We start from the raw sequence: 26,997 nt of genomic DNA, 5'->3' as shown, positions 1-26,997 counted from the left end.
GGCTTTTTCACAACTTCAGTTCTGCTTTATGGCGGGCCGTGTGGCGCGGGCCTTCCGGCTTTACCGTTTCGACAGGAAGTAACCCGACTTCGAACGCCACTCGGCTCGCCACCCAATTTTTCGAAGAATTGGTGGCGACTTTCCAACTCGAAACGGAAGTCACTACATGTCTACGCAAATCCAGAATCCACCTTCAACGCACTTCACCCCCACCGCCTTCACCCGCCACAACCGCTTCCTCCACGCCTTCATGCAAGACCACGAAGCCTGGTTCTGCGTGCAAGATCTCGGTCGCTTGATGGGTTACCCCCTGAACGAACGCCTCACCCTGAAACTCGATCCCGATCAGCGTCGCCATGTCCTTCTGCGTCGGGACGGCGAAATCATCGATTGCGCGATGGTCAGCGAGTCTGGCCTGTTCGCCCTGCTCGTCCATCACTTCGTCCCGGAAAACCGACACCTGCGACAATGGCTGAGCCATGAAGTCATCCCGATGCTGCGCGAAACCCAATCAAGCCCTGTGGAAAACCACCCGAGCTTGAGCTCAATGCATTGGGCAGGCGTTACCGTGCCGCTGCTGCACTGGCAACAGCAGGCGTGGGTCAAATGGCGGGATGTGCCGGAGTTGATGCGCGGCCAGCGGCCGTCTCCGGTTCTGAGCACTTGCAGCTAAGGCTCATAAACAAAAAACCTGTGGCGAGGAAGCTAGCTCCCTCGCCACAGGTTTAGCGCGTCCCCTCTAGCGAGTTGATTCAGATGAGTAGAACTTTTCTCAAACCTCCTCAGATTGAGGAAGTCATTCCCTGTGATGAAAGCTTTGCGATCTCTTACCTGAAACTAAACGACAATGCCGAGCTTCAGAAAGCCATTCACGTCGGCATCACCGATGCCGACGCGGGCAATTTGATTGACCTGGCCACCGTAAAAGCCAAATGGCTTTCACGGTGCCCACCCCAGCGTTAAAACCGCGAAACACTCCGCATCGCATCCACCAGATACCGCATCGCAATCCGGTCGTTCTCCGAAAGCTCCCGATATCGCTCCACCAGTTTTACTTCGTCAGAGCTGAGCCGACGCCTTTTGCGGCCGCTGCCGAGGCAGGGAAAGATGCCCAACATGTCGGTGATCCCTTGTATTTTTGCCATGGACGATGTCCTTCAATACTTCAAAGAATTGCTAAACCACCACATCGCCCTGCCCCTTACAGCAGCGCCGTGTGCCCTACCGGTCAGCACCGGTCATGCCCATAGAATAGAAATTAAATCGGCGCTGAAAAGCGGTTTTTAGAGTAATTAGTCGAAAAAAGCAGATATGCCGTGTAAATCAGAATGCCCTGTCAGATATTTAACCGACATGTCTTGTTTCATTGACACACTGGCGCGGTGAATCAACGAATTTTGCATTGCGAGCGAACCGTTTAAGCTAGCGGGCATCTGTTAATAGTCCGTTGCGTTTGGCCGAAGGCTTGTCCGAACCGTTATTTCTGATCCAGCACGTGCCAGGAACGGCGCGGGATTGCTCACGACAGGTTGTATTTATGCACCGCAGGAATTTGCTCAAAGCGTCCATGGCCATTGCGGCTTACACCGGTCTTTCGGCCACTGGCCTGCTGGCCACCCGCGCGTGGGCGGCCAATGGCGGCGCCGCCGATGGCGAGGCTCAGGCCTTCGACTTCGAAGCGCTGAAGCGCCAGGCCAAGCAACTGGCTGGCAGCGCCTATCAGGACACCAAACAGGTGCTGCCGCCGACCCTGGCGACCATGACCCCGCAGAACTTCAATGCGATCCGTTACGACGGCGAGCATTCGCTGTGGAAGGAGAACAAGGGCCAACTCGACGTGCAGTTCTTCCACGTCGGCATGGGCTTCCGTCAGCCGGTGCGCATGTACAGCGTCGACGCCAAGACGCGCACTGCCCGCGAAGTGCATTTCCGCCCGGCACTGTTCAACTATGAAAACACTTCAGTCGACACCCAGCAGCTCAAGGGTGACCTCGGTTTTGCCGGCTTCAAGCTGTTCAAAGCGCCGGAGCTGGATCGTCACGATGTGTTGTCGTTCCTCGGCGCCAGCTATTTCCGTGCGGTAGACGCCACTGGCCAATATGGCCTCTCGGCGCGCGGCCTGGCGATCGACACGTACGCGAAAAAACGCGAAGAATTCCCTGACTTCACCAAGTTCTGGTTCGAGACACCGGACAAGAACGCCACCCGATTTGTGGTGTATGCCCTGCTCGACTCGCCGAGTGCCACTGGCGCCTATCGCTTCGACATTGATTGCCAGGCCGAGCGCGTGGTGATGGAAGTCGATGCGCACATCAATGCGCGCACGGCAATCGAGCAATTGGGCATTTCGCCGATGACCAGTATGTTCAGTTGCGGCACCCACGAGCGCCGCATGTGCGACACCATCCACCCGCAGATCCACGACTCGGATCGTCTGGCGATGTGGCGCGGCAACGGCGAGTGGATCTGCCGTCCGCTGAACAACCCGGCGACCTTGCAATTCAATGCGTTTGCCGACACCGATCCAAAAGGTTTCGGGCTGGTGCAGACCGATCATGAATTCGCCAACTATCAGGACACCGTCGACTGGTACAGCAAGCGTCCGAGCCTGTGGGTCGAACCGACCACGGCGTGGGGCGAAGGCTCTATCGATCTGTTGGAAATTCCTACAACCGGGGAAACCCTCGACAACATCGTCGCGTTCTGGACACCGAAAAAACCGGTGGCTGCCGGCGATTCGCTGAACTATGGCTACAAGCTTTACTGGAGCGCATTGCCGCCAGTGGGTACGCCGTTGGCACGGGTGCACGCGACCCGTTCCGGCATGGGCGGTTTCACCGAAGGTTGGGCCCCGGGCGAGCATTATCCGCCGGTTTGGGCCCGTCGCTTCGCCGTGGACTTCACCGGCGGTGGTCTGGATCGCCTGCCGCAGGGCACCGGGATCGAGCCGGTGGTGACCTGCTCGAACGGCAAGGTGCAGGACTTCAGCGTGCTGGTGCTGGATGACATCAAGGGTTACCGGATCCTGTTTGACTGGTACCCGACCAGTGACAGCGTTGAGCCGGTGGAGCTGCGTTTGTTCATTCGCACCAATGACCGCACGTTGAGCGAGACCTGGTTGTACCAGTACTTCCCGCCGGCGCCGGACAAGCGTAAATACCCTTGAGGGTTCTCTAGCGTCTGATTGAGCCTCATCGCGAGCAGGCTCACTCCTACAGGGGAGATATGTCGTTCACAAAATCAGTGTTCGACGCAGATCAACTGTAGGAGTGAGCCTGCTCGCGATAGCATCCGCCTAGTCAGCACAAAAACACCTTCCAAAAACAAAGCCCCGGCCATCACTGACCGGGGCTTTTTGCTTTATTGCGACTGACTCAATCGCGCAAATCAGACTCATGAATCGGCTGATCACGATGAGTCGCGCGCTGATACTGCGCCGGCCACACCGCTTTGCGCCCGCCCAGATCATCGTCGGCATGCAGCGGCCAGTACGGATCACGCAGCAACTCGCGGGCGAGGAAGATGATGTCGGCCTGACAGGTGCGCAGAATGTGTTCGGCCTGCGCCGGCTCGGTAATCATTCCCACGGTGCCTGTGGCGATGCCTGACTCCTTACGCACACGTTCGGCGAAACGCGTCTGATAACCCGGCCCAACCGGAATTTCCGCGTTGGCCGCTGTCCCGCCCGACGACACATCGATCAGGTCCGCGCCCAACGTGTGCAGGCGTCGCGCCAGCTCTACGGTTTCGTCCGGGTTCCAGCCGTCCTCCACCCAGTCGGTGGCGGATACGCGGACAAACACCGGCAACTCCTCAGGCCAGACCGCCCTCACCGCCTCGGTAACCTGCAGCACCAGCCGAATACGGTTTTCAAAAGAGCCACCATATTGATCGCGGCGCTGATTGCTCAACGGCGAAAGAAACTGATGCAGCAGATAACCATGCGCCGCGTGCACCTCAACCACACTGAAACCCGCCTTCAACGCACGTTTGGCGGCATCGACAAAGGCCTGAATAACGTCGGCGATCTGCCCTTCATCCAGCTGTTTCGGTTGCGTGTGTTGTGGGTCAAAGGCAATCGGTGACGGCCCTACCGGGGTCCAGCCACCATCATCGGGTTTGACGCTGCCATGCTTGCCAATCCACGGCCGATGGGTGCTGGCCTTGCGCCCGGCGTGGGCTAGTTGAATGCCGGCAACCGCGCCCTGAGACGTGATGAAGCGGGTGATGCGTTGCAGCGGTTCGATCTGTTCGTCGTTCCACAGGCCGAGGTCTTCGGCGGTGATTCGCCCATCGGCGGTGACCGCCGTGGCTTCAGTGAATACCAGGCCGGCGCCACCCACCGCGCGGCTGCCGAGGTGCACCAGATGCCAGTCGTTGGCCAGACCGTCGACGCTGGAGTACTGGCACATCGGTGATACAGCGATGCGGTTGGGCAGGGTCAGTTGACGAAGAGTGAAGGGTTCAAGCAGCAGACTCATGGGGCACCTCTCAAATCAGTGGGCAGGCTCCAGGGTTCTGTTTGAATAGTCGACGAGTGACAGGAAAAAGGTGCAGCACCCGCCCCCGCGGGCAAAAAATTCGACAAGACGTCACAAGGCCAATCAAGCAGTGCTTAGAGCCTAGTCGACAACGGGGGATCGGGGGAAATTCAAGAAAAGATCGCAGCCTGCGGCAGCTCCTACAGAGCGCACTTCTATGTAGGAGCTGCCGAAGGCTGCGATCTTTTGATCTTCAGCGCGGTTCGATATGAGCAATCATCAACTGAACGGTCTCATTACCCCGAAACTCGTTAACGTCGAGCTTATAGGCGAGCTCAACCCACTTGATCGTCGGATTCGGCCAGATATCCCGGTCAATCCCAAACGCAATACCGTCCAGTTTCACCGAGCCACACTCGCTCTTCAGCACCACTTTCAAATGCCGTTCACCGACCACCCGCTGTTCGACCAACTGAAACACGCCATGAAACAGCGGCTCCGGGAAGTGCTGCCCCCAAGGCCCGGCGTGACGCAGCGCGCGGGCCAGTTCGAGGTGGAACTCTTCAACCGCCAGCGTGCCATCGGTCAGCATGCGCCCGGTCAGGTCGTCTTCGCGAAGTTGCCTACGCACTTCAGCGTCAAAGGCCTCGGCGAAAAGCGGAAAATTCTCCTGCGGCAAGGTCAGACCGGCCGCCATTGCGTGGCCGCCGTACTTGGCGATCAGGTTTGGATGCTGCGCCGCCACCACGCTCAACGCGTCACGAATGTGGAAGCCCTGCACCGAACGGCCCGAGCCTTTGAGCAAACCATCACCGGCATCAGCAAAGGCAATGGTCGGACGGAAGTAACGCTCTTTCATCCGCGACGCGAGAATACCGATCACGCCCTGGTGCCATTCCGGATCGAACAGGCACAGACCAAACGGCATCGACTCCACCGGCAAGTCCTTGAGCTGCGCCAGCGCTTCACGCTGCATGCCCTGCTCGATGGATTTACGATCCTGGTTCATGCCGTCGAGTTGCGCGGCCATTTCCCGGGCCAGATTGGCGTCGCCGGTCAGCAGGCACTCGATGCCCAGACTCATGTCATCCAGCCGTCCGGCGGCATTCAGCCGCGGGCCGACGATGAAACCGAGATCGGTGGAGGTAATGCGTGCAGCGTCACGCTTGGCGACTTCAAGTATCGCTTTGATGCCCGGCCGTGCGCGACCAGCGCGAATTCGTTCGAGGCCCTGATGCACCAGAATCCGGTTATTGGCGTCCAGCGGCACCACGTCAGCGACGCTGCCCAGCGCCACCAGATCAAGCAGTTCGCCAATGTTCGGCTGCGGCTTGTTCTCGTACCAGCCGAGGCTGCGCAAACGCGCGCGCAACGCCATCAGCACATAAAAAATCACCCCGACGCCGGCCAGCGCCTTGCTCGGGAACTCGCAACCGGGCTGGTTCGGGTTGACCAGCGCATCAGCCAGTGGCAGTTCATCGCCGGGCAAGTGGTGATCGGTGATCAGCACTTTCAGGCCATGGCGTTTGGCGGCAGCCACGCCTTCGACGCTGGAGATGCCGTTGTCCACGGTGACCAGCAAATGCGGCTCGCGGGTCATCGCAACTTCGACGATTTCCGGAGTCAGGCCATAGCCATATTCAAAGCGGTTCGGTACCAGATAATCGACATGTGCTGCACCGAGCAGACGCAAGCCAAGCATGCCAACAGTGCTGGCCGTCGCACCGTCCGCATCGAAGTCACCGACGATGAGGATGCGCTGGCGCTGTTCCAGCGCCGTCACCAGCAGGTCCACCGCTGCGTCGATGCCCTTGAGTTGCTGGAACGGGATCAACCGCGCCAGACTCTTGTCCAGCTCTGCCTCGGATTGCACGCCCCGCGCCGCATACAGGCGGGTCAGCAGCGGCGGAATATCACCGAGAAAAGGCAGAGTTTCGGGCAGTTGACGAGGTTCGATACGCATGGGGTGACGGAGACTTCTCTTTAATACGGGGGATTAATCAGTTGAGGGCGCAGGATCAGCCGCGCTCACCTTGCAGCCATTGCAACTGGACTTCGTGCTGACCACGGTCGTCGGTGACGAAGATCGTCCCTTCGCTGATCATCACGTCCCACTTGATGACGCGGGGCATGTCCTTGGCCAGGATTTCCAGCACTTCTTGCGGGACTGCTGCGATGTTGACGTTCTTCAGGTTCTTGATCGCCGGGATCACTTTGGTTTCCCAAACGCGCAGGCTGCCGTAGGCCAGCAGGCTGGTACGTTCGGTACGACGCGAGCACCAGGTCAGACGGTCGGCGTCTGGCTGGCCGACTTCGATCCAGTGCAGAACACGGTCGTCCAGGCTCTTTTCCCACAGCGCAGGTTCATCCACGTCTGACAGACCACGGCCGAACGACAACTGCTCGTTGTACCAGAGGGCGTAGGCCAGCAGGCGCACCGTCATGCGCTCTTCGGTTTCCGAAGGGTGACGGGCGATGGTCTGCTTGACGCTCTCGTAGACACTGCGGTCGAGGTCGGTGAGGTTCAGTTCAAATTTGTAGGTAGTGGACGGCTGGGCCATGAACGGGCTTCTTGATACGAGGAAAGTCGGCAAGTCTAACCGATGCGGTAGGCAATCATCGAATTGATGGCGATCAAGCTGCGGCGTCTGACAGCCGGCTATGTTAAAACGCTGTATCCGTTCCGCCTTGTCCTACAGGATTTCGCATGCCGTTCACCAGCAAACCGCTCTCGGGTCTGAAAGTCATTGAATTGGGTACATTGATTGCCGGGCCGTTTGCCTCGCGCATTTGCGGCGAGTTCGGCGCCGAAGTGATCAAGATCGAGTCGCCAGACGGCGGTGATCCCTTGCGCAAATGGCGAAAACTGTACGAAGGCACGTCGCTGTGGTGGTTCGTTCAGGCGCGCAATAAAAAGTCGCTGACGCTGAACCTCAAACACCCTGACGGCTTGGCGATCCTGAAAAAACTGCTCAGCGAAGCCGACATCCTCATCGAGAACTTCCGCCCCGGCGTGCTGGAAAAGCTTGGCCTGAGCTGGGAAACCCTGCACGCCTTGAACCCGAAACTGGTGATGGTGCGCCTTTCCGGTTTCGGCCAGACCGGGCCGATGAAGGATCAGCCGGGCTTCGGTGCGGTGGGCGAGTCCATGGGCGGTTTGCGCTACATCACTGGTTTCGAGGACCGTCCGCCGGTGCGCACCGGCATTTCCATCGGCGATTCGATAGCTGCGCTGTGGGGCGTGATCGGTGCGCTGATGGCGCTGCGTCATCGCGAGGTCAACGGTGGCCTCGGCCAAGTCGTCGATGTGGCGCTGTATGAAGCGATTTTCGCAATGATGGAAAGCATGGTGCCGGAGTTCGACGTGTTCGGTTTTATCCGCGAGCGCACCGGCAACATCATGCCCGGGATTACGCCCTCTTCGATTCACACCAGCGCTGACGGCAAGCATGTGCAGATCGGCGCCAACGGTGATGCGATCTTCAAACGCTTCATGCTGATCATCGGTCGCGAAGACCTCGCCAACGATCCGACACTGGCCAGCAACGACGGGCGCGATAATCGCCGCGACGAACTGTATGGCGTGATTGATCGCTGGGTCAATTCGCTGCCGCTGCAAAGCGTGCTCGACCTGCTCAATCAGGCCGAGGTACCGGCCAGCAGGATCTTCAGTGCCGAGGACATGTTCAACGATCCGCAGTACCTGGCCCGAGAGATGTTCCTGCACGCCAAACTGCCCGACGGCAAAGATTTCAAGATGCCGGGCATTGTGCCGAAACTCTCTGAGACACCGGGCAGTTCAGAATGGGTCGGACCGCAACTGGGTGAACACAATGCGCAGGTACTTCACGACCTTGGCTACGACGAGAGACAGATCGCCAAGCTGCGTGAAGACGGAGCCATCTAAGCTGAAGCGCCGGCAGACATCGCACGCCAACCGCGCCCACCATTGGTGGACGTGGCGGCTGTTCGGCCTATTGTTTTTACTCGCCCTGTCGACCGGAGCGCAGGCGAAACCGACGCTGATCTGGCTGCTGCGAGACTTGCCGCCGCTGACCATTTTCGAAGGCCCGAAAAAGGGCCAGGGTGTGATCGACCAACTGATGCCGTTGCTGATCGCCGGCATGCCGCAGTACGAACACACGCTGATGCGGGTCAATCGCGCCCGTGGTCTGCAGATGCTCCACGAAAACCCGTTTGCCTGTGACCCCGCGCTGCTGTGGAACAAGGAGCGCGCGCAGTGGGTCGCGTATTCGATCCCGGCAATTCGCGCCGTGAGCAACGGCCTAGTGGTGCGCCAGCAAGATCGCTCGGTGCTCGAACCGTATCTGGTCGACGATGAAGTGGATCTGTCGGCGCTGCTGGCCGATACGGAACGCAAAGTCGGTGTGGTGGCGGAACGCAGCTACGGTGAGTTCATCGACACCCTTTTGCATCAAGCGCCCAGCGGTGCGCTGACGGCGCATTACGGCAACGATGCGCTGACCAATCTGCTGTCGATGCAGCGTCTCGGGCGGTTGCAGGTGGTGTTGGGCTATTGGCCGGAGATTCGCTATCAGGCGAAACAGGCACAGATCAATGAAGATGAACTGGAGTTCTATCCGATTCAGGGCAACGGCAAGTATCTGTCAGGCTACGTCGCCTGTTCCGACACCACGCAGGGCCGCCAGGCCATCAGCGAGATCAATCATCTGCTGCGCACCCTGCCGCATGAACACCTGAACCAGCTCTACGCCGCATGGCTGGACCCTGACAGACGTGAGGATTATCTGGAACAGGCCCGCACATTCTTCGAACGCCAAGCCGCGCAGTAGGCAAATCGCAGACAAAAGAAACCCCGAGAAGTGGGGAGACGACTCGGGGTTAAACGTGGCCTACATAAAGACCCGTAGCAGCAAGCGACAAGCACCGGAGCACAATGCTTGATCCTGCTGTTACGTGGTCTGACTGACAGGGATGCAGGAAGGTTCCCACAAAAAATATTTCATCTTTACAGCGCCGCACGTTTGTCCAGTGCTGCGTTGCGCAAGGCCGCGATCACACAAGGCTCCAGCCGTCCTTCAGCGATCAGAACGTCGCGGTGCAAGCCGTCAACGACATCGGTCAACTGACGCTTGTCGGTCAGTTGTGCCTGATTGAATTCGCGTTCCACCACGATGGCGCCATGACTGTTCTTCAAGGTCACCAGGCATTCGCCATGGGAACCGCTTGGAGACAACGAAACCTGATACGGGCTCAGAGCCTCACCGAGCAATAGACTGATACTTTCCATCTCGATCTCCACTCAATAGTCCGAAAACTGTGTGCCTGGGGCGTGTTCACAATAAATGACCACCGGCCCGAGAAGAAAGTTCTGCATACCGACTGCCCCGTTCCTGGAGTGTCACCGGTCTGTCAGAGCATGCACGCCGAAGATGACAGAAAAATAACCGTCCCCGTCAAACCCGCACGGGTGGCGAAGCGGCGATCACGTAGCTGTCGAGCAAACCGCGCATCAGTACCGCCGACACTGGGGTTTGCAGGCGACCCAACAGCCGCATTCTATGCTCGCTCAGCAAGGGTTCGAGATCGTTCAGCAGGCTTGGCGCGACCGTTCCCAGCAGGATCAGCGCGCGTGCCTCCTGCTGAACCGCCAGATGATGGATCAGCGCCAGGCCATCGCCGCCCTTGAGCTGCGGATCGCAAATGGCGATATCGACCACGCCGCGATGGCCCAGTGAAGACAGGGCCGAGGCCAGCGACGGCGCCGTCAGTACGTCATAGATACCAATGGCATTGAGCATTTGATGCAATGCCATCAGTTGGAACGGATTGGGTTCAAGTATCAGGACTTTAAGCGAGCGCATAAGCGGCCTCTGAAGCGACAATCGCGGACTCTCACCGCAGTGGTTGTCACTCTAGGGCAGCAGTCCTAAGCCTCCCATCGGAAAAGTAGCCGCGTCATATAGGACATTTCCCATCTTCAATGCGGACATCGGCACCCACTCTCTGTCCGACGCTGGGTGATGTCTGTCCAACCGCCCAAAAGCCCACGCAATTTGCCATCAGCACTGTAAAACGGCACCGTCCATTGATAGACCTCACGGGTGCCATTCTTGAACTGCAATCGCCGTTTGCTGAAACGCGACTTGCGCGTGCGCAACTGCACCATGAACTCATCGTGCAACATCAGCGCCGTGGCTTCAGGCAACGCGTTGACTTCAATCAGCAGCCGCCCCAGCACCTGATCCAGTCGAACCGAGAGCGCTTCCTCATAGCTACGATTGCACATGATCAGCCGCCCTTGCAGATCACGGACAAACACCGGATCAGGCATGGAGTCGATCAATGCATGCTGAAATGCTAGTTGATCGCCCAGATCTTTTTCCGCCGTGCGCCGCAGCTTGATCACGGCGGTCAGACGCCGATTCCATATCAGCGACAGCAGGCCGAACACGCCAAGCCCACCCATGCCCCAGCAACCCCATTCAAGCATCTGCTGCCAGACTGACGGCACGGGCGCCGGTGCAATACCTTCCAGCCATTTCAGGCGGATGGCCCGCAATTCGGCTGCGGGAAACGCCTCAAGGGCCTTGTTGAGAATACTCAGGAGCACAGGCATGCCTTTGCGCACGGCCAGGTTATCCGCTTCCCATTTGCCCTCAACCAGACCTCCGACCTTGAGCAAACCCAGCGGGTAAAGCTGCGCGCCAATTTCGTTTTCGATGGTGGCGTAGGCTTCACCGCTTTCAACCAGCGCCCGCGCCTCGGCGTAGGTCTTGACCGAGCGAATCTCGATCAAGGGGAAGTCACGCCTGATCATGTCTTCCAGCGCATGCCGGGCCGGTAGCACCAGCACCCGTTTGCTCAACTGCTCGAAGGCATCCAGCCGAGGTGCGTCAGCGCGTCCAACAAACACCCAGCCCGCGCCACCGAACGCGTGGCTGTAATCCAGGAATGCCTTGCGCTCCTCGCTCATCGCCAGGGTCGTACTGATATCGGCCGCGCCGCTCTCCAGTCGTTCGAGCATGTGATCGGTGGAAAACGATTCCTGATGCACAAACCGCAACCCGGTCATCGCCGTCACACGCTTGAGTACATCGTTGTTCAAGCCGCTCCACTGCCCGTGCTCATCCTGGAACAGATACAACGGGTACTGCACCGACGTGACCGTCACCTCGGGGTTGTCGCGAATCCATTGACGCTCGTGTGCGGCCAGTTCGATGGGCTGGACTTTGCCGGCCACGGCCTCGTCATGCAGCGCCAGTTGCGCCGCCTCACTGCTGCGCATCAAGGCCAGTAATGCGAACAAGAACAGCCCAGCCAGTGCCGGTTTCAAACCTCTATAAAACAGCATTGCCACTTCCTTCGTGATCGACTCACCCGTCCTTCGTGGGTGAAAACCCGAGCAGTGTGGCAGCAGAAACAAAAAAGCCCGTCAGGAGACGGGCTTCAAAATGTGACAGCTTTTACTGGCTTAAAGCGGCTTGCCGCGGTTGCCATGCTGGCTGACAAAGGCTTGCACGGCTTTCAGCTCGTTTGGCAGAACGGTGCAACGCTCGTTTCGCTCAAACAAATCAGAAAGATGTGCAGGTAGTTCGAGCGCTTTTCCTACACCGGCCTTCTCTACCGCATCCGGGAATTTCACCGGGTGTGCGGTGCCGAGAATTACCATCGGGATATCGAGGCTACGACGGCATTCGCGTGCAGCCTTGACGCCGATGGCGGTGTGCGGATCCAGCACTTCGCCAGTCTGCTCGTAGACTTCGGCAATGGTTTCGCAAGTCTGCGCGTCATCCACGGCCAGCGAGTCGAACAGTTTGCGCGCTTCGGTCCAGCGTTCTTGTTCGACGCTGAAACCGCCGCCCTGCTTGAACGAATCCATCAGACCGGCGATTGCCGCGCCGTTGCGACCGTGCAGGTCGAACAGCAGGCGCTCGAAGTTCGACGAGACCATGATGTCCATCGACGGCGACAGCGTGGCGTGCAGGGTTTCCTTGACGTACTGATTGCCGCTCATGAAGCGGTGCAGGATGTCGTTGCGGTTGGTGGCGACGATCAACTGGTTGATCGGCAGGCCCATGTTGCGGGCCAGGTAGCCGGCGAAGATGTCGCCGAAGTTGCCGGTTGGTACCGAGAACGACACCGAACGCGCCGGGCCGCCCAGTTGCAGCGATGCGTGGAAGTAGTAAACGATCTGGGCCATGATCCGCGCCCAGTTGATCGAGTTCACCGCCACCAGGCGCGTGCCTTTGAGGAAGCTCTGGTCGGCGAAGCTCGCCTTGACCATTTCCTGGCAGTCATCGAAATTACCTTCGATGGCAATGTTGTGGATATTCTCGCCGAAAATCGTGGTCATCTGTCGGCGCTGCACTTCGGACACACGGTTGTGCGGGTGCAGGATGAAGATGTCGACGTTTTCGCAGTGCTTGCAGCCTTCGATGGCGGCCGAACCGGTATCACCGGAAGTGGCGCCGACGATCACTACGCGCTCGCCGCGTTTTTCCAGCACATAGTCGAGCAGACGACCGAGCAATTGCAGGGCGAAGTCCTTGAACGCCAGGGTTGGACCGTGGAACAGCTCCATGACCCATTCGTTGCCGTTCAGCTGACGCAGCGGCGCCACGGCGCTGTGCGAGAACACGCCGTAGGTTTCTTCGAGAATCTTTTTGAAATCGGCGTCCGGAATGCTGCCGGTGACGAACGGGCGCATCACCCGGAAGGCCAGCTCGTGATACGGCAGGCCGGCCCAGGAAGCGATCTCTTCCTGGGTGAAACGTGGCAGGTTTTCCGGAACGTACAGACCGCCGTCGGTCGCCAGACCGGCCAGCAGGACCTCTTCGAAATTCAGGGCCGGTGCCTGGCCGCGGGTACTGATATAACGCATAAGGGCAAACCTTCGGTTTGAGCTACAAGCTGCAAGCTGCAAGCTACAAGTGAAAAGCGGCTCTGCTTTTACTTGCAGCTTGAAGCTGGAAACTTGCCGCTGCTGTTAATTCAAGTGTTCGACGCGGATCCGTACAACCGGACCATTCACGCCGGCCAGCGCTTCGAGGGCGGCGATGGCATCGTTGATGCGCTGTTCCACGACACGGTGGGTCAGCAGGATCATCGGCACCAGACCGTCGTGTTCCTCGACTTCCTTCTGCATGATCGACTCGATGTTGATGCCGCGCTCCGAGAGGATGCTCGCCACCTGAGCGAGTACGCCCGGATGGTCCTTGGCCTGAATGCGCAGGTAATAAGCGCTTTCGCAGGCTTCGATCGGCAGGATCGGATGGGCCGACAGCGAGTCTGGCTGGAAGGCCAGGTGCGGCACGCGGTTTTCCGGATCGGAAGTCATGGCGCGAACCACGTCGACCAGATCGGCGATCACCGACGAAGCAGTTGGCTCCATGCCAGCGCCAGCGCCGTAGAACAGCGTCGAGCCGGCAGCGTCACCGTTGACCATTACCGCGTTCATCACGCCGTTGACGTTGGCGATCAGGCGATCAGCCGGGATCAACGTCGGGTGCACGCGCAACTCGATGCCGGCGGCAGTGCTGCGCGCCACACCGAGGTGCTTGATGCGATAGCCCAGCGCTTCGGCGTAGTTGACGTCAGCGGTGGTCAGCTTGGTGATGCCTTCGGTGTAAGCCTTGTCGAATTGCAGTGGAATGCCGAAGGCGATGGAGGCCAGAATCGTCAGCTTGTGCGCGGCGTCGATGCCTTCAACGTCGAAGGTCGGATCGGCTTCGGCGTAACCCAGTGCCTGAGCTTCGGCCAACACGTCTTCGAAGGTACGGCCCTTCTCGCGCATTTCGGTAAGGATGAAGTTACCGGTGCCGTTGATGATCCCGGCGACCCAGTTGATGCGGTTGGCGGACAGGCCTTCACGGATCGCCTTGATCACCGGAATGCCACCGGCCACGGCCGCTTCGAACGCCACGATCACGCCTTTCTCGCGAGCCTTGGCGAAAATTTCATTACCGTGAACGGCAATCAGAGCCTTGTTCGCGGTGACCACATGCTTGCCATTCTCGATGGCCTTGAGTACCAGCTCGCGGGCAACGGTGTAGCCGCCCATCAGCTCTATAACGATGTCGATCTCAGGGTTTGTGGCCACTTCGAAGACATCGTTGGTAATCGCAATACCGGTCGTCTGGAACTGAGGCTTTGGCGTGCGCATGGCAATTTGTGCCACTTCGATCCCACGCCCGGCACGACGAGCAATTTCCTCGGCGTTGCGCTGAAGTACGTTGAAGGTACCGCCACCGACGGTCCCTAACCCACAGATGCCTACTTTGACCGGATTCACTGTGAACTCCCCATAAAACGGCCGACGCGGGGTCGGCCGGAAAACAACCGCGTGCTCGCGGCTCTCTATTGATGGCCCGGCGATGTCGCTGCCGGGCCATGATCGTCACGGCTGACCGTGACGATGCGAATTTACTTCGCGCCCAGCGCCAGTTTGGCGACTTGTGGCGCAGGCTGGTAGCCCGGAATCACTTGTCCGTCAGCCAAAACGATGGCCGGTGTACCGTTCACGCCGATCGACTGACCGAGGGCGAACTGTTTGGAAACCGGGTTATCGCATTTGGCGGCCTTGATTTCCTTGCCATCGACCATTTTGTCCATGGCGGCTTTCTTGTCTTTCGAGCACCAAACGGCTTGCAGTTGCTCATCACCCGGCGAGTTCAGACCCTGGCGCGGGAAAGCGACATAGCGCACTTCGATGCCGCGCTTGTTCAGCTCAGGCACTTCGGCGTGCAGCTTGTGGCAGTAAGGGCAAGTGGTGTCGGTGAACACGGTAATGTGCGATTTGGTTTCGCCCACGGCCGGGTACACCACGGTTTCGGCAACCGGAATGGCGTTGATCAGTTTGGAGATGCCCAGGCGTTCGGTCTTCTCGGTCAGGTTGACCGGTTTGCCGTCCTTGAGCTGGAACAGGTAGCCCTGAACGATGTATTGGCCGTCGGCGCTGGCGTAGAGCACGCGGCTGCCCTTGAGTTTGACTTCGTACATGCCCGGCAACGGACTGGCGCTGATGCTTTCGACCGGAACCTCGAGTTCGAGTTTTTCCAGGCTTTGACGAATGGCTTTGTCGGCCGCGTCATCGGCGACGGCAAAGGTGCTGACCAACGCAATGGCTGCGGCGGCGAAAATCTGGGTCAGACGCATGAGAACTCCTGAAGGCGGACAAATGGAACGATCAGAACGCCCGTGCCGGAACACCGGGTCATAACCGTCCATCGTGCAAACCGGCAAAGCCTAACACATAAGGCCACGGTGGCCGAATGCGCCTGTCGCCATAGATCACACCGCTTTATGTAGGAGCTGCCGAAGGCTGCGATCTTTTGATTTTGTTTTTAAGATCAAAAGATCGCAGCCTTCGGCAGCTCCTACAGGGGGAGGTATGGAGTTAACCTCTCGGGTGGTGTTTGGCGTGCAGGTCCTGCAAGCGGGCGCGGGCAACGTGGGTGTAGATCTGCGTGGTGGAGAGGTCGCTGTGCCCGAGCAGCATCTGCACCACGCGTAAATCCGCGCCGTGGTTGAGCAGGTGCGTGGCAAACGCGTGACGCAAAGTGTGCGGCGACAGCGACTTGCCAATCCCCGCGACCTTGGCCTGATGCTTGATCCGGTGCCAGAAGGTCTGGCGAGTCATCTGCTCACCGCGCTGGCTGGGGAACAACACATCGCTGGGCCGGCCGCCGAGCAGTTCGCGGCGACCATCGCGCATGTAGCGCTCAATCCAGACTATCGCTTCCTCGCCCATTGGCACCAGCCGCTCCTTGCTGCCCTTGCCCATCACCCGCAACACACCCTGACGCAGGTTGACCTGTTCCAGCGTCAGACTGACCAGTTCGGTCACGCGCAGGCCACAGGCGTACAGAACTTCAAGCATGGCGCGGTCACGCTGGCCGATGGCTTCGCTCAGATCCGGCGCTTTAAGCAGCGCCTCGACGTCAGCTTCCGACAGGGACTTAGGCAACGGCCTACCGAGTTGGGGCATATCGACGCGCAACGTCGGGTCGACGCTGATCATCTTTTCCCGCAACAGATAGCGATAAAAGCCACGCACACCGGAGAGAAATCTCGCCGTGGAACGCGGTTTGTAGTTCTGCTCCAGACGCCAGGCCAGATGATCAAGGATCAGCTCGCGGCCTGCATTGATCAGCTCGAGATTTTTCTCCTGCAGCCAGCCATTGAACAGCGCCAGATCGCTGCGATAGGCGCCGCGGGTGTTCTCGGACAGGCCCTTCTCCAGCCATAAAGCGTCGAGGAATTGGTCAATCAGCGGATGGTCGATGGCAGGCATGGGCGCTCAAGACACACAGCCTCAGGGACTGTGCGCAAATGTAGAGTGAACTGTAGGAATGGGCGCTAGTCTTTCATAGCCCGCTATTTCAAGGAACAGGGAGCATCAATGAACGAGCAGCAAATTCTACTGGCATTTGGCGGGATTGGTGCGGCGGCGCTGGGTTGCCAATGGCTGGCCTGGCGCCTGAAGCTGCCAGCGATTCTGTTCCTGTTGCTGACCGGTATTCTGGTCGGCCCGGTGTTGGGCTGGCTCGATCCGCAGGAAATGTTCGGCCCACTGTTGATGCCGCTGGTGTCACTGGCGGTGGCGTTGATTCTGTTCGAGGGCAGCCTGACTCTGCACCTCTCTGAGTGGAAGGAGATCGGCAGCGTCGTCCATCGTCTGGTGACCCTTGGTGCGATTTCGACCTGGATCGTTATCGCGGTGGCTACGCACTTTCTGCTCGGCTTCGACTGGATGCTGGCCATCCTGTTCGGCAGCCTGACTCTGGTCACCGGCCCGACGGTGATCGTGCCGATGTTGCGGGTGGTACGACCGAAAGCCTCGATTGCCAACATTCTGCGCTGGGAAGGCATTGTCATCGACCCGATCGGCGCCCTCCTCGCCGTGGTGGTTTACAGTTTCATTATTGCCAGCGCTGAAGGCCATGGCCTCAAGCAGAGCCTGTTCACTTTTGGCGGCGTGATTGTCTGTGGCGCAGTGTTCGGGATTGTCGGCGGCTGGTTGCTCGGCACAGTGATCCGCCGGCAGTGGCTGCCGGAGTATCTGCATAACCTCGCTTCGCTGGCGGCGGTGCTGGGGATTTTCATTGCCTCCAACGAAGTAATGCATGAATCCGGCCTGCTGGCCGTGACGCTGATGGGCATGTGGCTGGCCAACATGAAGGGCGTGGATGTGCGGCACATCCTGCATTTCAAGGAAAACCTCAGCGTGCTGCTGATTTCCGGGTTGTTCATTTTGCTGGCGGCGCGTCTGGATTTGTACGCGCTGATCGGGCTGGGGCCGCTGGTGTTGATTCTGCTGCTGGTGATTCAGTTGATCGCTCGGCCGCTGAACGTACTGCTCAGCACCGCTGGTTCGAGCCTGAGCTGGCGTGAGCGCGCTCTGCTGTGCTGGATCGCGCCACGCGGGATCGTCGCAGCCGCGGTGTCGGCGATTTTTGCGATTCGTCTGCACGAGGCCGGGCATGAAGGGGCGCTGCTGCTGGTGCCGCTGACGTTCGCGGTGATCATCGGCACGGTGGTGCTGCAGAGTGCGACGGCGCGTCCGTTGGCGCGCTTGCTTAAGGTGGCCGAACCGGCGCCTAGCGGCTTCCTGATCGTCGGCGCCAACGGCCCGGCTCGCGAGTTGGGCAAGTCGTTGCAGCAATTGGGCAGTCGCGTGTTGCTGACTGATTCGAGCTGGGAAAACATTCGTGCGGCGCGCATGGAAGGTCTGCCGACGTACTTCGGCAACCCGGCTTCACAGCATGCCGATGCGCATCTGGATTTGGTCGGGTTGGGGCATTTGCTGGCGCTGTCACCGTCGGGTGAGCTGAATACGTTAGCGGCGATGCGTTTCCGTCATGACTTCGGGCATCAACGTTTGTTCGGGTTGGCCAGTGGGCATGAGAGTCGGCGCAGCGATAAACATCGGGCGAGTCTGGAACACCGGGGTAATCAATTGGGCAGCGAGGCGTTTACCTACGCGAAACTGGCCAGCCAGATGGGCCAGGGTGCCGAGTTGTACAGCACGACGCTGACGGATGGTTTTGGTTGGGAGGATTACCGCGCGCTGCATGGTAATCGTGCGACCTTGCTGTTCATGCGCGATGACAGTGGCTGGGTGCATGTGGTGACGCCGGAGACTACGGTGAGGCCTGGGGCGGGATGGACGCTTCTGGCGCTGATTCAGCCGGAGACTTCCATCGCCTGAACTGACGCCTTCGCGAGCAGGCTCGCTCCCACAGGTTCTGTGCCGGACACAAAAGTTGTGTTCACCCGATCACTGTGGGAGCGAGCTTGCTCGCGAATGGCGCGACTCGATATCAGATCAGGCCGCAAAACCTGGTAGCACCGGCACTGGCCGCTTGTCGTCGTCGATGGCGACAAAGCTGAACTGCCCATGAATCGCCTTCTCGCGGCCATCACAGCTCATGCTCTCGACAAACACTTCCACCTCGACCTTGAGGCTGGTATTGCCGACCTTGATCACCTTCCCGACCAATTCGACGATGGACCCCGCCGGGATCGCGTGATTGAAGTCAATGCGGTCGGTGGACACGGTCACCAGTGGCAAGCGGCAGAAGCGTGTGGCGGTGATGAACGACACTTCGTCCATCCATGCCAGCGCGGTGCCGCCGAACAGAGTGTTGTGGTGGTTTGTGGTCGGCGGGAAGACGGCTTTGGTCACGCGGGTCACCGAGAGTTCGGTGCGGCGTTGGATTTCCTGGTCGCGGGGCTTCATGGCGGTTACTGCTCGTGTGTTTGTCCGCCGGTAAAAGCAAGATCAAAAGATCGCAGCCTTCGGCAGCTCTTACAGGGGAGGAATTTCGGACAACAAAAAAGCAGCCCGTAGGCTGCTTTTTTCTGCATCGGAAGCTGGACTTAAGCCAGTTTTTCCTTGATGCGAGCTGCTTTACCCGACAGGTCGCGCAGGTAGTACAGCTTGGCTTTACGTACGTCACCGCGACGTTTAACAGCCATGCTGTCGATCTGCGGGGAGTAGGTCTGGAAAGTACGTTCTACGCCAACACCGTTGGAGATTTTACGAACGGTGAACGCACTGTTCACGCCGCGGTTACGCTTGGCGATTACAACGCCTTCGAACGCTTGCAGACGGGAACGATCGCCTTCCTTCACTTTCACCTGAACGACAATGGTGTCGCCTGGGGCGAAGGTAGGGATTTCTTTGGTCATCTGCTCTGCTTCGAGTGCAAGGATGATTTTGTTGGTCATGCTGTGCTCCTAAGGTAAATCGTTCGATCTACCATCGATACGTTGTTAACTATCGTCCCGCTCGCGGATGTATTCCTCGAGCAGCTTCTTCTCTTCTCCAGAAAGCGAGCGGCTTTCCAGAAGATCGGCGCGTCGTTCAAAGGTCCTACCAAGGGACTGCTGTAAACGCCAACGCCGGATATGCGCGTGATTGCCACTCAGCAACACGTCGGGAACACGCTGATCCGCATACACCTCAGGTCGGGTGTAGTGCGGGCAATCCAGCAGACCATCCGTAAAGGAATCTTCCTCGGCGGAATCCGCATGCCCTAAAGCTCCAGGCAGCAGTCGTGTAACCGCATCGATCAGGACCATCGCCGGCAGCTCGCCGCCAGACAGTACATAGTCGCCAATCGACCACTCTTCATCGACATGAGCTTCAATAAAACGCTCGTCAATGCCTTCATAGCGGCCGGCAATCAGGATCAATGCATCCGATTGTGCCAACTCGCGTACCGCCGACTGAGTCAGTTGACGGCCTTGGGGGGACAGGTAAATCACCTTCGCCGCCTCCCCGGCTGCTGCCTTGGCCTGAACCAGAGCATCTTCCAGGGGCTTGATCTTCATCACCATGCCCGGACCACCGCCAAACGGGCGATCGTCCACAGTGTGATGCCGATCCGTCGTGTAATCCCGCGGGTTCCAACAGGTCAGCTGCAAGAGCCCCTGTTTGACCGCTCGACTGGTGATGCCGTAGTCGCCGATGGCGGAAAACATCTCGGGAAACAAACTGATCACTTCTACGCGCAAGTTAGCCACGCTTAGAAGTCCGCGTCCCAATCCACCTTCATCTCGCCCGCGGCCAGATCGACTGCCAACACACATTGCGCCGTATAGGGCAACAAGCGTTCGCGATCATCCAGGCTGCCAGCGCAAGGCTTGACGACCATTACATCATTGGCGCCGGTTTCCAGAAGATGATCGACTTTCCCGAGCAATTGCCCCAGTTGATCGATGACCTTCAGACCTTCCAGCTGGTACCAGTAGTACTCGCCGTCGGTCAATTCAGGGAACAGGTTGCGCGGCACGCAGATCTCATAACCGGCCAGAAGACGAGCTTCTTCACGATCATCAAGACCCTTGAGCTTGGCGACCAGGAACTTATCGCTCCCGCGTCCACTGACCAGCTCGACCTGTTTGACATTGCCTTCGCGCTTGAGCGTCCAGGTTTTGTACTGCAACAGGTTTTCAGTCGGATCAGTAAAGGAATAAACCTTCACTTCGCCGCGAACGCCATGAACAGAATAAATTTTGCCAATAACGATCAAATCATCGGCAACAGCAGGCGTCGCGTTCATATTGCTCAGGCCGCAGCCTTTGCAGATTCCTTCAGCAACTGAGCAACACGCTCAGAAGGCTGTGCACCAACGCTCAGCCAGTAGGCTACGCGCTCTTGGTTCACGGACAGACGGATTTCCTGACCACGTGCAACAGGGTTGAAGAAACCAACCTGTTCTTTGTGGGAGCCGTCACGCGGGTTACGCGAGTCGGTTACGGTCAGGTGATAAAACGGGCGCTTTTTGGAGCCGCCAAGGGCAAGACGGATTGTTAGCATGTGAACATCGTTCCTGTAGTCGGTGCTGCAAATCTAAATGCACAGCGGGCATGGGTGCCCGAAAGGCCGCATATTCTAAGGAATATCCGGACTTTTGCAAATGACTTTTTCCGGCGCCTATGGCATGCCGTGCAGATCTGCATATAGAGCCGTCGATGAAAACGGCCAGTCAGCTCCCGCCGAGTGCGGGTTTGCTGTTGATCCTGCGTCCTTGCAGGGTCTGCGCCGGTGCGACGACCGGCGCGGATTCTAGTGTCCCGTCTCACCCATTTCGCTCACTTTTGGCGAGTGACTGATGCCCTCAAGCAAGGCGCCGCGACGAGTCATAGCCCGCTATGGCGAGGAGCGGCAACGCAGCATGAGGGCATCAGACGCCGCCATAAGTGAGCAGAATGGGTGAGACGGGACACCTTACATCTTTGGCATGCCGCCGCCGGGCAACATTCCGCCCATGCCGCGCATCATTTTCGCCATTCCGCCCTTGGCGGTGAATTTCTTCATCATCTTCTGCATCTGCTTGTGCTGCTTGATCAAGCGGCCGATGTCCTGCACCTGAGTACCGGAACCCATGGCGATACGGCGTTTGCGCGAACCGCTGATCAGCTCAGGGTCGCGGCGCTCGGCCGGGGTCATGGAGTTGATGATGGCTTCCATCTGCTTGAATTGCTTCTCTGCGGCGTTCTGGGCATTGCCCATTTGCGACAGGTTGACGCCGCCGATACTCGGCAGTTTGTCCATGAGGCCGCCGAGGCCGCCCATGTTCTTCATCTGTTGCAGCTGATCGCGGAAGTCTTCGAGGTCGAAGCCCTTACCCTTCTTCAGCTTCTTGGCCAGCTTGTCGGCCTTGTCTTTGTCGAGGGTCGCTTCAGCCTGTTCGATCAGGCTGAGCACGTCGCCCATGCCGAGAATCCGCGAGGCGATACGCTCAGGGTGGAACGGATCGAGCGCTTCGCTCTTCTCGCCCATACCGATGAACTTGATCGGCTTGCCGGTGATGGCGCGCACCGACAGGGCGGCACCGCCACGGGCGTCGCCGTCGACCTTGGTCAGGATCACACCGGTCAGCGGCAGCGCATCACCGAAGGCCTTGGCCGTGTTAGCGGCATCCTGACCGGTCATGGCGTCGACCACGAACAGAGTCTCGACCGGGTTGATCGCGGCGTGCAGCGCCTTGATCTCGCCCATCATCTCTTCGTCGATGTGCAGACGACCGGCGGTGTCGACGATGACTACGTCGATGAATTTCAGTTTGGCTTCTTTAATAGCTGCGGTGGCGATGTCGACCGGCTTCTGGCTCAGGTCGGACGGGAAGAACGTCACGCCGATGTCGTTGGCCAGGGTTTCCAGCTGTTTAATAGCAGCAGGACGGTAAACGTCCGCCGACACGACCATGACCGACTTCTTCTTGCGCTCTTTAAGGAAGCGCGCCAGTTTACCAGCGGTAGTGGTTTTACCGGCACCCTGCAGACCGGCCATCAGAATGACGGCGGGCGGCACGGCGCTCAGGTTCAAATCTTCGTTGGCTGCGCCCATCAGGCTTTCGAGTTCGGCCTGGACGATCTTCACGAACGCCTGGCCCGGCGTCAGACTGCGCGACACCTCGGTGCCGACAGCGCGTTCCTTGACCGAATTGACGAAGTCCTTGACCACCGGCAGGGCGACGTCGGCTTCGAGCAACGCCATGCGCACTTCACGCAGGGTGTCTTTGATGTTGTCCTCGGTCAGCTTCGCCTTGCCGGTGACATGGCGCAGCGTCTGCGAGAGACGGTCGGTTAAGTTTTCAAACATTGCGCGATCCTTTCAGGCCCTGTGTAGACCGGGATAATGGCGGCCCAGACCGGAATCAACATGTGCTCGGCGAGCCTGCCGCGTGGGCAGGTCGCGGATTATAGCGAAGACTGCGGCTGGCGGACACCTCGCTGTCAGCTTCCTGAGTCTTTCGTGCCATGGCGGTTCTATGCCAAACTCAGCCCCTTTCGGGCCTGCCTAACAGGATTTATGCTCCCCTTGTCACCCAGTTTATTGACCACCCTCGCCGCCGCCCTTCTGTATGCCGCTGCGACCCTTTATCAGAGCACTCGTCTGGCCACTGGCGCCAAGGCGAACAAACGTCTGCTGGTTAGCCTCGGCGCTTTCGCCGTGGTGGCCCACGCAGCCAGCCTGCTCACCCACTTGCTGACACCAATCGGTCTGGGCCTGGACTTCTTCAGCGCCTCCAGCCTGATCGCGGCGGCGGTGATCGCCCTGACGCTGATCGCCTGCTCGCGTATTCCGGTGGAAAACTTGCTGGTGCTGCTGTTCCCGCTGGGCGCAATTACCGTGCTGCTGGCGCAGTTCGCGCCGACCGGCACGGTGCAGATCATCGATGAAGAGCCAGGCATCCTCGCGCATATTCTGTTGTCGATCCTCGCCTACGGCATGTTCACCATTGCGGTGTTCCAGGCCTTGTTGCTGCTGGTGCAAGACCACCAGCTCAAGCACAAGCACCCGTCCGGGCTGATCAAGAACTTCCCGCCACTGCAAACCATGGAAAGCCTGTTGTTCGGCTTCCTCTGGGCCGGCTGGACGCTGCTGTCGCTGTCGCTGATTTCCGGCTGGCTGTTCGTCGAGAACCTGTTCGCCCAGCATCTGGTGCACAAGACCCTGCTGGCGTGCCTGGCCTGGATCGTCTTCAGCGTGTTGTTGTGGGGCCGCAACCGTCTCGGCTGGCGCGGTCACAAGGCGATTCGCTGGACCCTCGCCGGTTTCTGCCTGCTGATGTTGGCGTATTTCGGCAGCAAACTGGTTCGTGAATACATCCTGCACATCTGACGGGCGGCATAAATGGACGGTTTGCCCATAGGGCCGATGCTCGCGGTATTTGTCCTGCTGATTTTATGGTCAGGGCTGTTTACCGCCGTCGAAATCGCGCAGCAGCACCTGCTCGCGCAACGCACCGCCTCGCGCGCCAGCGATAAACCGCTGGCGAAGCTGAGCTTCCCGCTCGACAGCCTGATTCTCTGTAACACCTTGTGCCGTGCGCTCGCCATGGTGATTGCGACGCTGCTGGCGATTTTTCTCTGCGAAGAAAACGGCCCGTGGGCAGCGTGCCTCGGTGCTGGCGCAATCCTGCTGGTGTTTGCCGATTACTTTCCACGTACCGTCGCCCAACGCTATCCCGATGCGGTGCTGGCGTTCGGCAATACCTTGCTGGCGGTGCCGCTGAAGATTGTTTATCCGTTTGCCTGGTTGTTCAGCCGCATCAGTGGCCTGCTGATGCGGCCGTTTGTGCGCAAGGCTCAAGTCGTACAGCAAAGTGAGGATGACTCACCTGCTGACCGTTACGACGATCCGGAGCACCCGGTTCACGCACACCCGGTTTCGGGGATTCATGCGCTGGACAACATTACGGTCAATGACATTCTGGTGCCGCGCAGTGACGTCGACGGTATCAACCTCGACGATTCGATCGACGAGATCATCGAACAGCTGCGCCACAACAAGCGCACCCGCCTGCCGGTGTTCCACAGCGATATCAACCAAGTTGAAGCAGTGCTCAACACCCGGCAGATCCGACATTTGCTGAACAATGGCGATCTGACCCGCGAGGCGCTGCTAGCGGCCAGTTACGAGCCTTACTTCGTGCCGGAAAGCACACCGCTGCAACTGCAACTGCTGAATTTCCACAAGCAGCAGCGGCGCCTCGGCATGGTGGTCGACGAATACGGCGAAGTCCTCGGTGTCGTCACGCTGGAGGATATTCTCGAAGAAATTGTCGGCGAGTTCGAAAGCGAGCACAGCATCGATAATCCGCACATTCATCCGCAGTCTGATGGCCGCATGGTGATTGACGGTGCCGCTTCGATCCGCGAGTTGAACAAGTGCCTGGGCTGGCATTTGCCGAGCGATGGTCCGAAAACGCTGAATGGTCTGGTGACCGAGGCGTTGGAGACTATTCCGGAAAGTGCGGTTTGCTTGAAGATCGGGCGTTATCGCCTGGAGATTCTTGAGACTGAAGAGAACCGGGTTAGCAAAGTGCTGATTTGGCATACCTCTTCTGTGCCTGCTTTGGTGCCTGCCAGGTAAAAGATCAAAAGATCGCAGCCTTCGGCAGCTCCTACCCCGCGATCTTTGCTCTTGTTTGATTGTTAGCCCCCTTCCTATAATCGAGGCGCTTACCCAAGCGCCGCCGAGCCTCGTGCTTACCCCGCACCCAACAGGTTTCGGCCATTTCCGCTGTACTCCGGCGACTGTTTCTACCTGAAACAGCGACCGCGCCTCATCCCACATCCCTGGGTGTTCGACCATAATAATTCGCTCCAATGGAGCTCATGACTGTCAGGGATCACCGCATGACGACCAGTACCGCTTTCAGCGACTCCGCGCCTGCCCAACCGACCAACTCCGCTACCCGCGTGGCCACGGCGAGTTTTATCGGCACCGCGATCGAGTTCTACGACTTCTATGTTTACGCCACGGCTGCTGCGCTGGTGATCGGTCCGGTGTTCTTTCCGCAGACCTCCGGCACCGCACAGATGCTTTCGGCGTTTCTGACCTTTGGCATTGCCTTCCTCGCCCGACCGCTGGGCTCGGCGTTGTTCGGCCATTTTGGTGACCGTATCGGGCGCAAATCGACACTGGTCGCATCCTTGCTGTTGATGGGCGTGTGTACGACGCTGATCGGCGTGCTGCCGGGTTACACCACGATTGGTGCGTGGGCACCGATTCTGCTGTGCGTGCTGCGCTTCGGGCAGGGGCTGGGATTGGGCGGTGAATGGGGTGGCGCTGCCCTCCTCGCCACGGAAAATGCGCCAAAGGGCAAACGCGCGTGGTTCGGCATGTTCCCGCAGCTTGGACCTTCGATTGGTTTTCTCGCGGCCAACGGTTTGTTCCTGACCTTGGCCATGACCCTCGATGACGAGCAATTCCGTAGTTGGGGCTGGCGCATTCCGTTCCTGCTCAGCGCGGTGCTGGTGATGGTCGGCCTCTATGTGCGCCTGAAACTCCACGAAACGCCAGTTTTCGCCAACGCCATCGCCCGTCAGGAGCGGGTAAAAATCCCGCTGGTCGAGCTGTTCAGCCAGTATTGGGCACCAACGTTGCTGGGCGCGGCAGCGATGGTGGTGTGCTATGCGCTGTTCTATATCTCGACGGTGTTCTCCCTGAGTTACGGGGTTTCCACACTCGGCTATAGCCGTGAAACGTTCCTTGGGTTGCTGTGTTTCGCCGTGCTGTTCATGGCCGCCGCTACGCCACTGTCCGCGTGGGCCAGCGACCGTTACGGGCGCAAACCGGTGCTGATCATCGGTGGCGTGCTGGCAATTCTGTCCGGATTTCTGATGGAGCCGCTGCTGACTCAGGGCTCGACCTGGGGCGTGGCACTGTTTCTGTGCATCGAGCTGTTCTTGATGGGCGTGACGTTTGCGCCGATGGGGGCACTGTTGCCTGAGCTGTTTCCGACCCATGTGCGTTATACCGGCGCTTCGGCGGCGTATAACCTGGGCGGCATTGTCGGGGCCTCGGCGGCGCCGTTCTTTGCGCAGAAACTGGTGGCGATGGGTGGTCTGAGTTATGTCGGCGGGTATGTGTCGGGGGCGGCGGTGCTGAGCTTGATTGCGGTGCTGTGTCTGAAAGAGACGAGGGATAACGATCTGAATCGGGTTGCCTGACAGAAGATCAAAAGCTTCGCGAGCAGGCTCGCTCCCACATTAGGTCTGTGACATACAC

At 58.9% G+C, this 26,997-nt stretch carries 26 protein-coding genes; 9 read left to right on the top strand and 17 right to left on the bottom strand.

All coding sequences use genetic code 11. From position 1 onward, the window contains the following. The first annotated feature begins 166 nt into the window (after positions 1–166). Positions 167–673, top strand: coding sequence for a Bro-N domain-containing protein (locus PspR84_RS05750; protein WP_160056117.1), 507 nt, complete (start codon positions 167–169; stop codon positions 671–673). A gap of 83 nt (positions 674–756) precedes the next feature. Further along, a complete protein-coding gene (locus tag PspR84_RS05745; RefSeq protein WP_160056115.1) occupies positions 757–963 on the top strand; it encodes a hypothetical protein in 207 nt (68 codons plus the stop codon). Here the strand turns inward: PspR84_RS05745 and PspR84_RS05740 are convergent. After that, positions 960–1,145 carry a hypothetical protein gene (locus tag PspR84_RS05740; protein WP_007908956.1) on the bottom strand — a complete coding sequence of 62 codons (186 nt, stop codon included), beginning with the start codon at positions 1,143–1,145 and terminating at the stop codon, positions 960–962. The genes PspR84_RS05745 and PspR84_RS05740 overlap by 4 nt on opposite strands. Before the next feature lie 392 nt (positions 1,146–1,537). Between PspR84_RS05740 and PspR84_RS05735 the strand changes: the two genes are divergently transcribed. Then, positions 1,538–3,166: a glucan biosynthesis protein D gene (locus PspR84_RS05735; RefSeq protein ID WP_160056113.1), complete on the top strand. Its 1,629-nt coding sequence runs from the start codon at positions 1,538–1,540 to the stop codon at positions 3,164–3,166. A 208-nt stretch (positions 3,167–3,374) separates the two neighbouring features. On the opposite strand, the gene PspR84_RS05730 is transcribed toward PspR84_RS05735, so the two are convergent. The 3 genes from PspR84_RS05730 to PspR84_RS05720 form a co-directional block, all read right to left on the bottom strand. Beyond that, entirely contained in the window at positions 3,375–4,481 is a 1,107-nt protein-coding gene (locus PspR84_RS05730; protein WP_095119340.1) for an NADH:flavin oxidoreductase/NADH oxidase, read from the bottom strand. 253 nt (positions 4,482–4,734) lie between these two features. Further along, entirely contained in the window at positions 4,735–6,444 is a 1,710-nt protein-coding gene (recJ, locus tag PspR84_RS05725; RefSeq protein ID WP_160056111.1) for a single-stranded-DNA-specific exonuclease RecJ, read from the bottom strand. A gap of 55 nt (positions 6,445–6,499) precedes the next feature. Continuing rightward, positions 6,500–7,042: a YaeQ family protein gene (locus PspR84_RS05720; protein ID WP_160056109.1), complete on the bottom strand. Its 543-nt coding sequence runs from the start codon at positions 7,040–7,042 to the stop codon at positions 6,500–6,502. 146 nt (positions 7,043–7,188) lie between these two features. On the opposite strand from PspR84_RS05720, the gene PspR84_RS05715 reads away from it, so the two are divergent. Continuing rightward, complete coding sequence (locus PspR84_RS05715; protein WP_160056107.1) at positions 7,189–8,388, top strand: CaiB/BaiF CoA-transferase family protein; 1,200 nt, start codon at positions 7,189–7,191, stop codon at positions 8,386–8,388. Beyond that, positions 8,369–9,295, top strand: coding sequence for a TIGR02285 family protein (locus PspR84_RS05710; protein ID WP_174244434.1), 927 nt, complete (start codon positions 8,369–8,371; stop codon positions 9,293–9,295). Before PspR84_RS05715 ends, PspR84_RS05710 begins: the two co-directional genes overlap by 20 nt. A gap of 176 nt (positions 9,296–9,471) precedes the next feature. On the opposite strand, the gene PspR84_RS05705 is transcribed toward PspR84_RS05710, so the two are convergent. From PspR84_RS05705 to xerD, 7 genes are all read right to left on the bottom strand, one after another. Next, positions 9,472–9,753, bottom strand: a complete 282-nt coding sequence (locus tag PspR84_RS05705) for a DUF3509 domain-containing protein (RefSeq protein ID WP_122598066.1) — start codon at positions 9,751–9,753, stop codon at positions 9,472–9,474. Between the two features lie 166 nt (positions 9,754–9,919). Further along, the gene (locus tag PspR84_RS05700; protein ID WP_160056105.1) at positions 9,920–10,327 is read right to left on the bottom strand and encodes a response regulator; all 408 of its coding nucleotides are present in this window, start codon (positions 10,325–10,327) and stop codon (positions 9,920–9,922) included. Positions 10,328–10,443: 116 nt separating this feature from the next. Next, positions 10,444–11,817 (bottom strand): transporter substrate-binding domain-containing protein, encoded by a 1,374-nt coding sequence (locus tag PspR84_RS05695; RefSeq protein WP_160056103.1) that lies wholly within the window; start codon positions 11,815–11,817, stop codon positions 10,444–10,446. A gap of 120 nt (positions 11,818–11,937) precedes the next feature. Continuing rightward, positions 11,938–13,347 (bottom strand): threonine synthase, encoded by a 1,410-nt coding sequence (gene thrC / locus PspR84_RS05690; protein WP_160056101.1) that lies wholly within the window; start codon positions 13,345–13,347, stop codon positions 11,938–11,940. A 105-nt stretch (positions 13,348–13,452) separates the two neighbouring features. Further along, on the bottom strand, positions 13,453–14,757 hold the full coding sequence (locus PspR84_RS05685; protein ID WP_007908972.1) for a homoserine dehydrogenase: 1,305 nt from the start codon (positions 14,755–14,757) through the stop codon (positions 13,453–13,455). Positions 14,758–14,888: 131 nt separating this feature from the next. Then, positions 14,889–15,620 carry a bifunctional protein-disulfide isomerase/oxidoreductase DsbC gene (gene dsbC / locus PspR84_RS05680; RefSeq protein ID WP_007908974.1) on the bottom strand — a complete coding sequence of 244 codons (732 nt, stop codon included), beginning with the start codon at positions 15,618–15,620 and terminating at the stop codon, positions 14,889–14,891. A 241-nt stretch (positions 15,621–15,861) separates the two neighbouring features. Further along, positions 15,862–16,758, bottom strand: a complete 897-nt coding sequence (gene xerD / locus PspR84_RS05675; RefSeq protein ID WP_160056099.1) for a site-specific tyrosine recombinase XerD — start codon at positions 16,756–16,758, stop codon at positions 15,862–15,864. Positions 16,759–16,866: 108 nt separating this feature from the next. Here xerD and PspR84_RS05670 point away from each other — a divergent pair, with 108 nt between their 5' ends. Beyond that, positions 16,867–18,675: a sodium:proton antiporter gene (locus PspR84_RS05670; protein WP_160056097.1), complete on the top strand. Its 1,809-nt coding sequence runs from the start codon at positions 16,867–16,869 to the stop codon at positions 18,673–18,675. A gap of 117 nt (positions 18,676–18,792) precedes the next feature. On the opposite strand, the gene PspR84_RS05665 is transcribed toward PspR84_RS05670, so the two are convergent. From PspR84_RS05665 to ffh, 6 genes are all read right to left on the bottom strand, one after another. Continuing rightward, positions 18,793–19,206 (bottom strand): acyl-CoA thioesterase, encoded by a 414-nt coding sequence (locus PspR84_RS05665; protein ID WP_160056095.1) that lies wholly within the window; start codon positions 19,204–19,206, stop codon positions 18,793–18,795. Positions 19,207–19,346: 140 nt separating this feature from the next. Beyond that, complete coding sequence (gene rplS, locus PspR84_RS05660; protein WP_003175895.1) at positions 19,347–19,697, bottom strand: 50S ribosomal protein L19; 351 nt, start codon at positions 19,695–19,697, stop codon at positions 19,347–19,349. A 45-nt stretch (positions 19,698–19,742) separates the two neighbouring features. Beyond that, entirely contained in the window at positions 19,743–20,495 is a 753-nt protein-coding gene (gene trmD, locus PspR84_RS05655; protein ID WP_008081628.1) for a tRNA (guanosine(37)-N1)-methyltransferase TrmD, read from the bottom strand. A 2-nt stretch (positions 20,496–20,497) separates the two neighbouring features. After that, a complete protein-coding gene (gene rimM / locus PspR84_RS05650; RefSeq protein ID WP_160056093.1) occupies positions 20,498–21,034 on the bottom strand; it encodes a ribosome maturation factor RimM in 537 nt (178 codons plus the stop codon). A 5-nt stretch (positions 21,035–21,039) separates the two neighbouring features. Then, positions 21,040–21,291 (bottom strand): 30S ribosomal protein S16, encoded by a 252-nt coding sequence (gene rpsP / locus PspR84_RS05645; RefSeq protein ID WP_003185073.1) that lies wholly within the window; start codon positions 21,289–21,291, stop codon positions 21,040–21,042. 411 nt (positions 21,292–21,702) lie between these two features. Then, positions 21,703–23,079 carry a signal recognition particle protein gene (gene ffh, locus PspR84_RS05640; RefSeq protein ID WP_008081630.1) on the bottom strand — a complete coding sequence of 459 codons (1,377 nt, stop codon included), beginning with the start codon at positions 23,077–23,079 and terminating at the stop codon, positions 21,703–21,705. 210 nt (positions 23,080–23,289) lie between these two features. Between ffh and ccsA the strand changes: the two genes are divergently transcribed. The 3 genes from ccsA to PspR84_RS05625 all read left to right on the top strand — a co-directional run bounded on the left by ccsA (position 23,290) and on the right by PspR84_RS05625 (position 26,939). Then, positions 23,290–24,102: a cytochrome c biogenesis protein CcsA gene (ccsA, locus tag PspR84_RS05635; protein ID WP_007908989.1), complete on the top strand. Its 813-nt coding sequence runs from the start codon at positions 23,290–23,292 to the stop codon at positions 24,100–24,102. 12 nt (positions 24,103–24,114) lie between these two features. Continuing rightward, positions 24,115–25,356: a transporter associated domain-containing protein gene (locus PspR84_RS05630; RefSeq protein WP_160056091.1), complete on the top strand. Its 1,242-nt coding sequence runs from the start codon at positions 24,115–24,117 to the stop codon at positions 25,354–25,356. 266 nt (positions 25,357–25,622) lie between these two features. Then, the gene (locus tag PspR84_RS05625) at positions 25,623–26,939 is read left to right on the top strand and encodes an MFS transporter (RefSeq protein ID WP_160056089.1); all 1,317 of its coding nucleotides are present in this window, start codon (positions 25,623–25,625) and stop codon (positions 26,937–26,939) included. Positions 26,940–26,997 lie beyond the last annotated feature (58 nt).

Source organism: Pseudomonas sp. R84, from assembly GCF_009834515.1.
Taxonomy (GTDB): domain Bacteria; phylum Pseudomonadota; class Gammaproteobacteria; order Pseudomonadales; family Pseudomonadaceae; genus Aquipseudomonas.
This window is presented reverse-complemented; position numbering and strand designations above follow the sequence as displayed.

Bases quoted from the DNA above. Each gene is read 5' to 3' on its own strand.
- PspR84_RS05750 (WP_160056117.1), top strand. From the start codon at position 167: ATGTCTACGCAAATCCAGAATCCACCTTCAACGCACTTCACCCCCACC.
- PspR84_RS05745 (WP_160056115.1), top strand. From the start codon at position 757: ATGAGTAGAACTTTTCTCAAACCTCCTCAGATTGAGGAAGTCATTCCC.
- PspR84_RS05740 (WP_007908956.1), bottom strand. From the start codon at position 1,145: ATGGCAAAAATACAAGGGATCACCGACATGTTGGGCATCTTTCCCTGC.
- PspR84_RS05735 (WP_160056113.1), top strand. From the start codon at position 1,538: ATGCACCGCAGGAATTTGCTCAAAGCGTCCATGGCCATTGCGGCTTAC.
- PspR84_RS05730 (WP_095119340.1), bottom strand. From the start codon at position 4,481: ATGAGTCTGCTGCTTGAACCCTTCACTCTTCGTCAACTGACCCTGCCC.
- recJ (WP_160056111.1), bottom strand. From the start codon at position 6,444: ATGCGTATCGAACCTCGTCAACTGCCCGAAACTCTGCCTTTTCTCGGT.
- PspR84_RS05720 (WP_160056109.1), bottom strand. From the start codon at position 7,042: ATGGCCCAGCCGTCCACTACCTACAAATTTGAACTGAACCTCACCGAC.
- PspR84_RS05715 (WP_160056107.1), top strand. From the start codon at position 7,189: ATGCCGTTCACCAGCAAACCGCTCTCGGGTCTGAAAGTCATTGAATTG.
- PspR84_RS05705 (WP_122598066.1), bottom strand. From the start codon at position 9,753: ATGGAAAGTATCAGTCTATTGCTCGGTGAGGCTCTGAGCCCGTATCAG.
- PspR84_RS05700 (WP_160056105.1), bottom strand. From the start codon at position 10,327: ATGCGCTCGCTTAAAGTCCTGATACTTGAACCCAATCCGTTCCAACTG.
- PspR84_RS05695 (WP_160056103.1), bottom strand. From the start codon at position 11,817: ATGCTGTTTTATAGAGGTTTGAAACCGGCACTGGCTGGGCTGTTCTTG.
- thrC (WP_160056101.1), bottom strand. From the start codon at position 13,347: ATGCGTTATATCAGTACCCGCGGCCAGGCACCGGCCCTGAATTTCGAA.
- dsbC (WP_007908974.1), bottom strand. From the start codon at position 15,620: ATGCGTCTGACCCAGATTTTCGCCGCCGCAGCCATTGCGTTGGTCAGC.
- xerD (WP_160056099.1), bottom strand. From the start codon at position 16,758: ATGCCTGCCATCGACCATCCGCTGATTGACCAATTCCTCGACGCTTTA.
- PspR84_RS05670 (WP_160056097.1), top strand. From the start codon at position 16,867: ATGAACGAGCAGCAAATTCTACTGGCATTTGGCGGGATTGGTGCGGCG.
- PspR84_RS05665 (WP_160056095.1), bottom strand. From the start codon at position 19,206: ATGAAGCCCCGCGACCAGGAAATCCAACGCCGCACCGAACTCTCGGTG.
- rplS (WP_003175895.1), bottom strand. From the start codon at position 19,697: ATGACCAACAAAATCATCCTTGCACTCGAAGCAGAGCAGATGACCAAA.
- rimM (WP_160056093.1), bottom strand. From the start codon at position 21,034: ATGAACGCGACGCCTGCTGTTGCCGATGATTTGATCGTTATTGGCAAA.
- rpsP (WP_003185073.1), bottom strand. From the start codon at position 21,291: ATGCTAACAATCCGTCTTGCCCTTGGCGGCTCCAAAAAGCGCCCGTTT.
- ffh (WP_008081630.1), bottom strand. From the start codon at position 23,079: ATGTTTGAAAACTTAACCGACCGTCTCTCGCAGACGCTGCGCCATGTC.
- ccsA (WP_007908989.1), top strand. From the start codon at position 23,290: ATGCTCCCCTTGTCACCCAGTTTATTGACCACCCTCGCCGCCGCCCTT.
- PspR84_RS05630 (WP_160056091.1), top strand. From the start codon at position 24,115: ATGGACGGTTTGCCCATAGGGCCGATGCTCGCGGTATTTGTCCTGCTG.
- PspR84_RS05625 (WP_160056089.1), top strand. From the start codon at position 25,623: ATGACGACCAGTACCGCTTTCAGCGACTCCGCGCCTGCCCAACCGACC.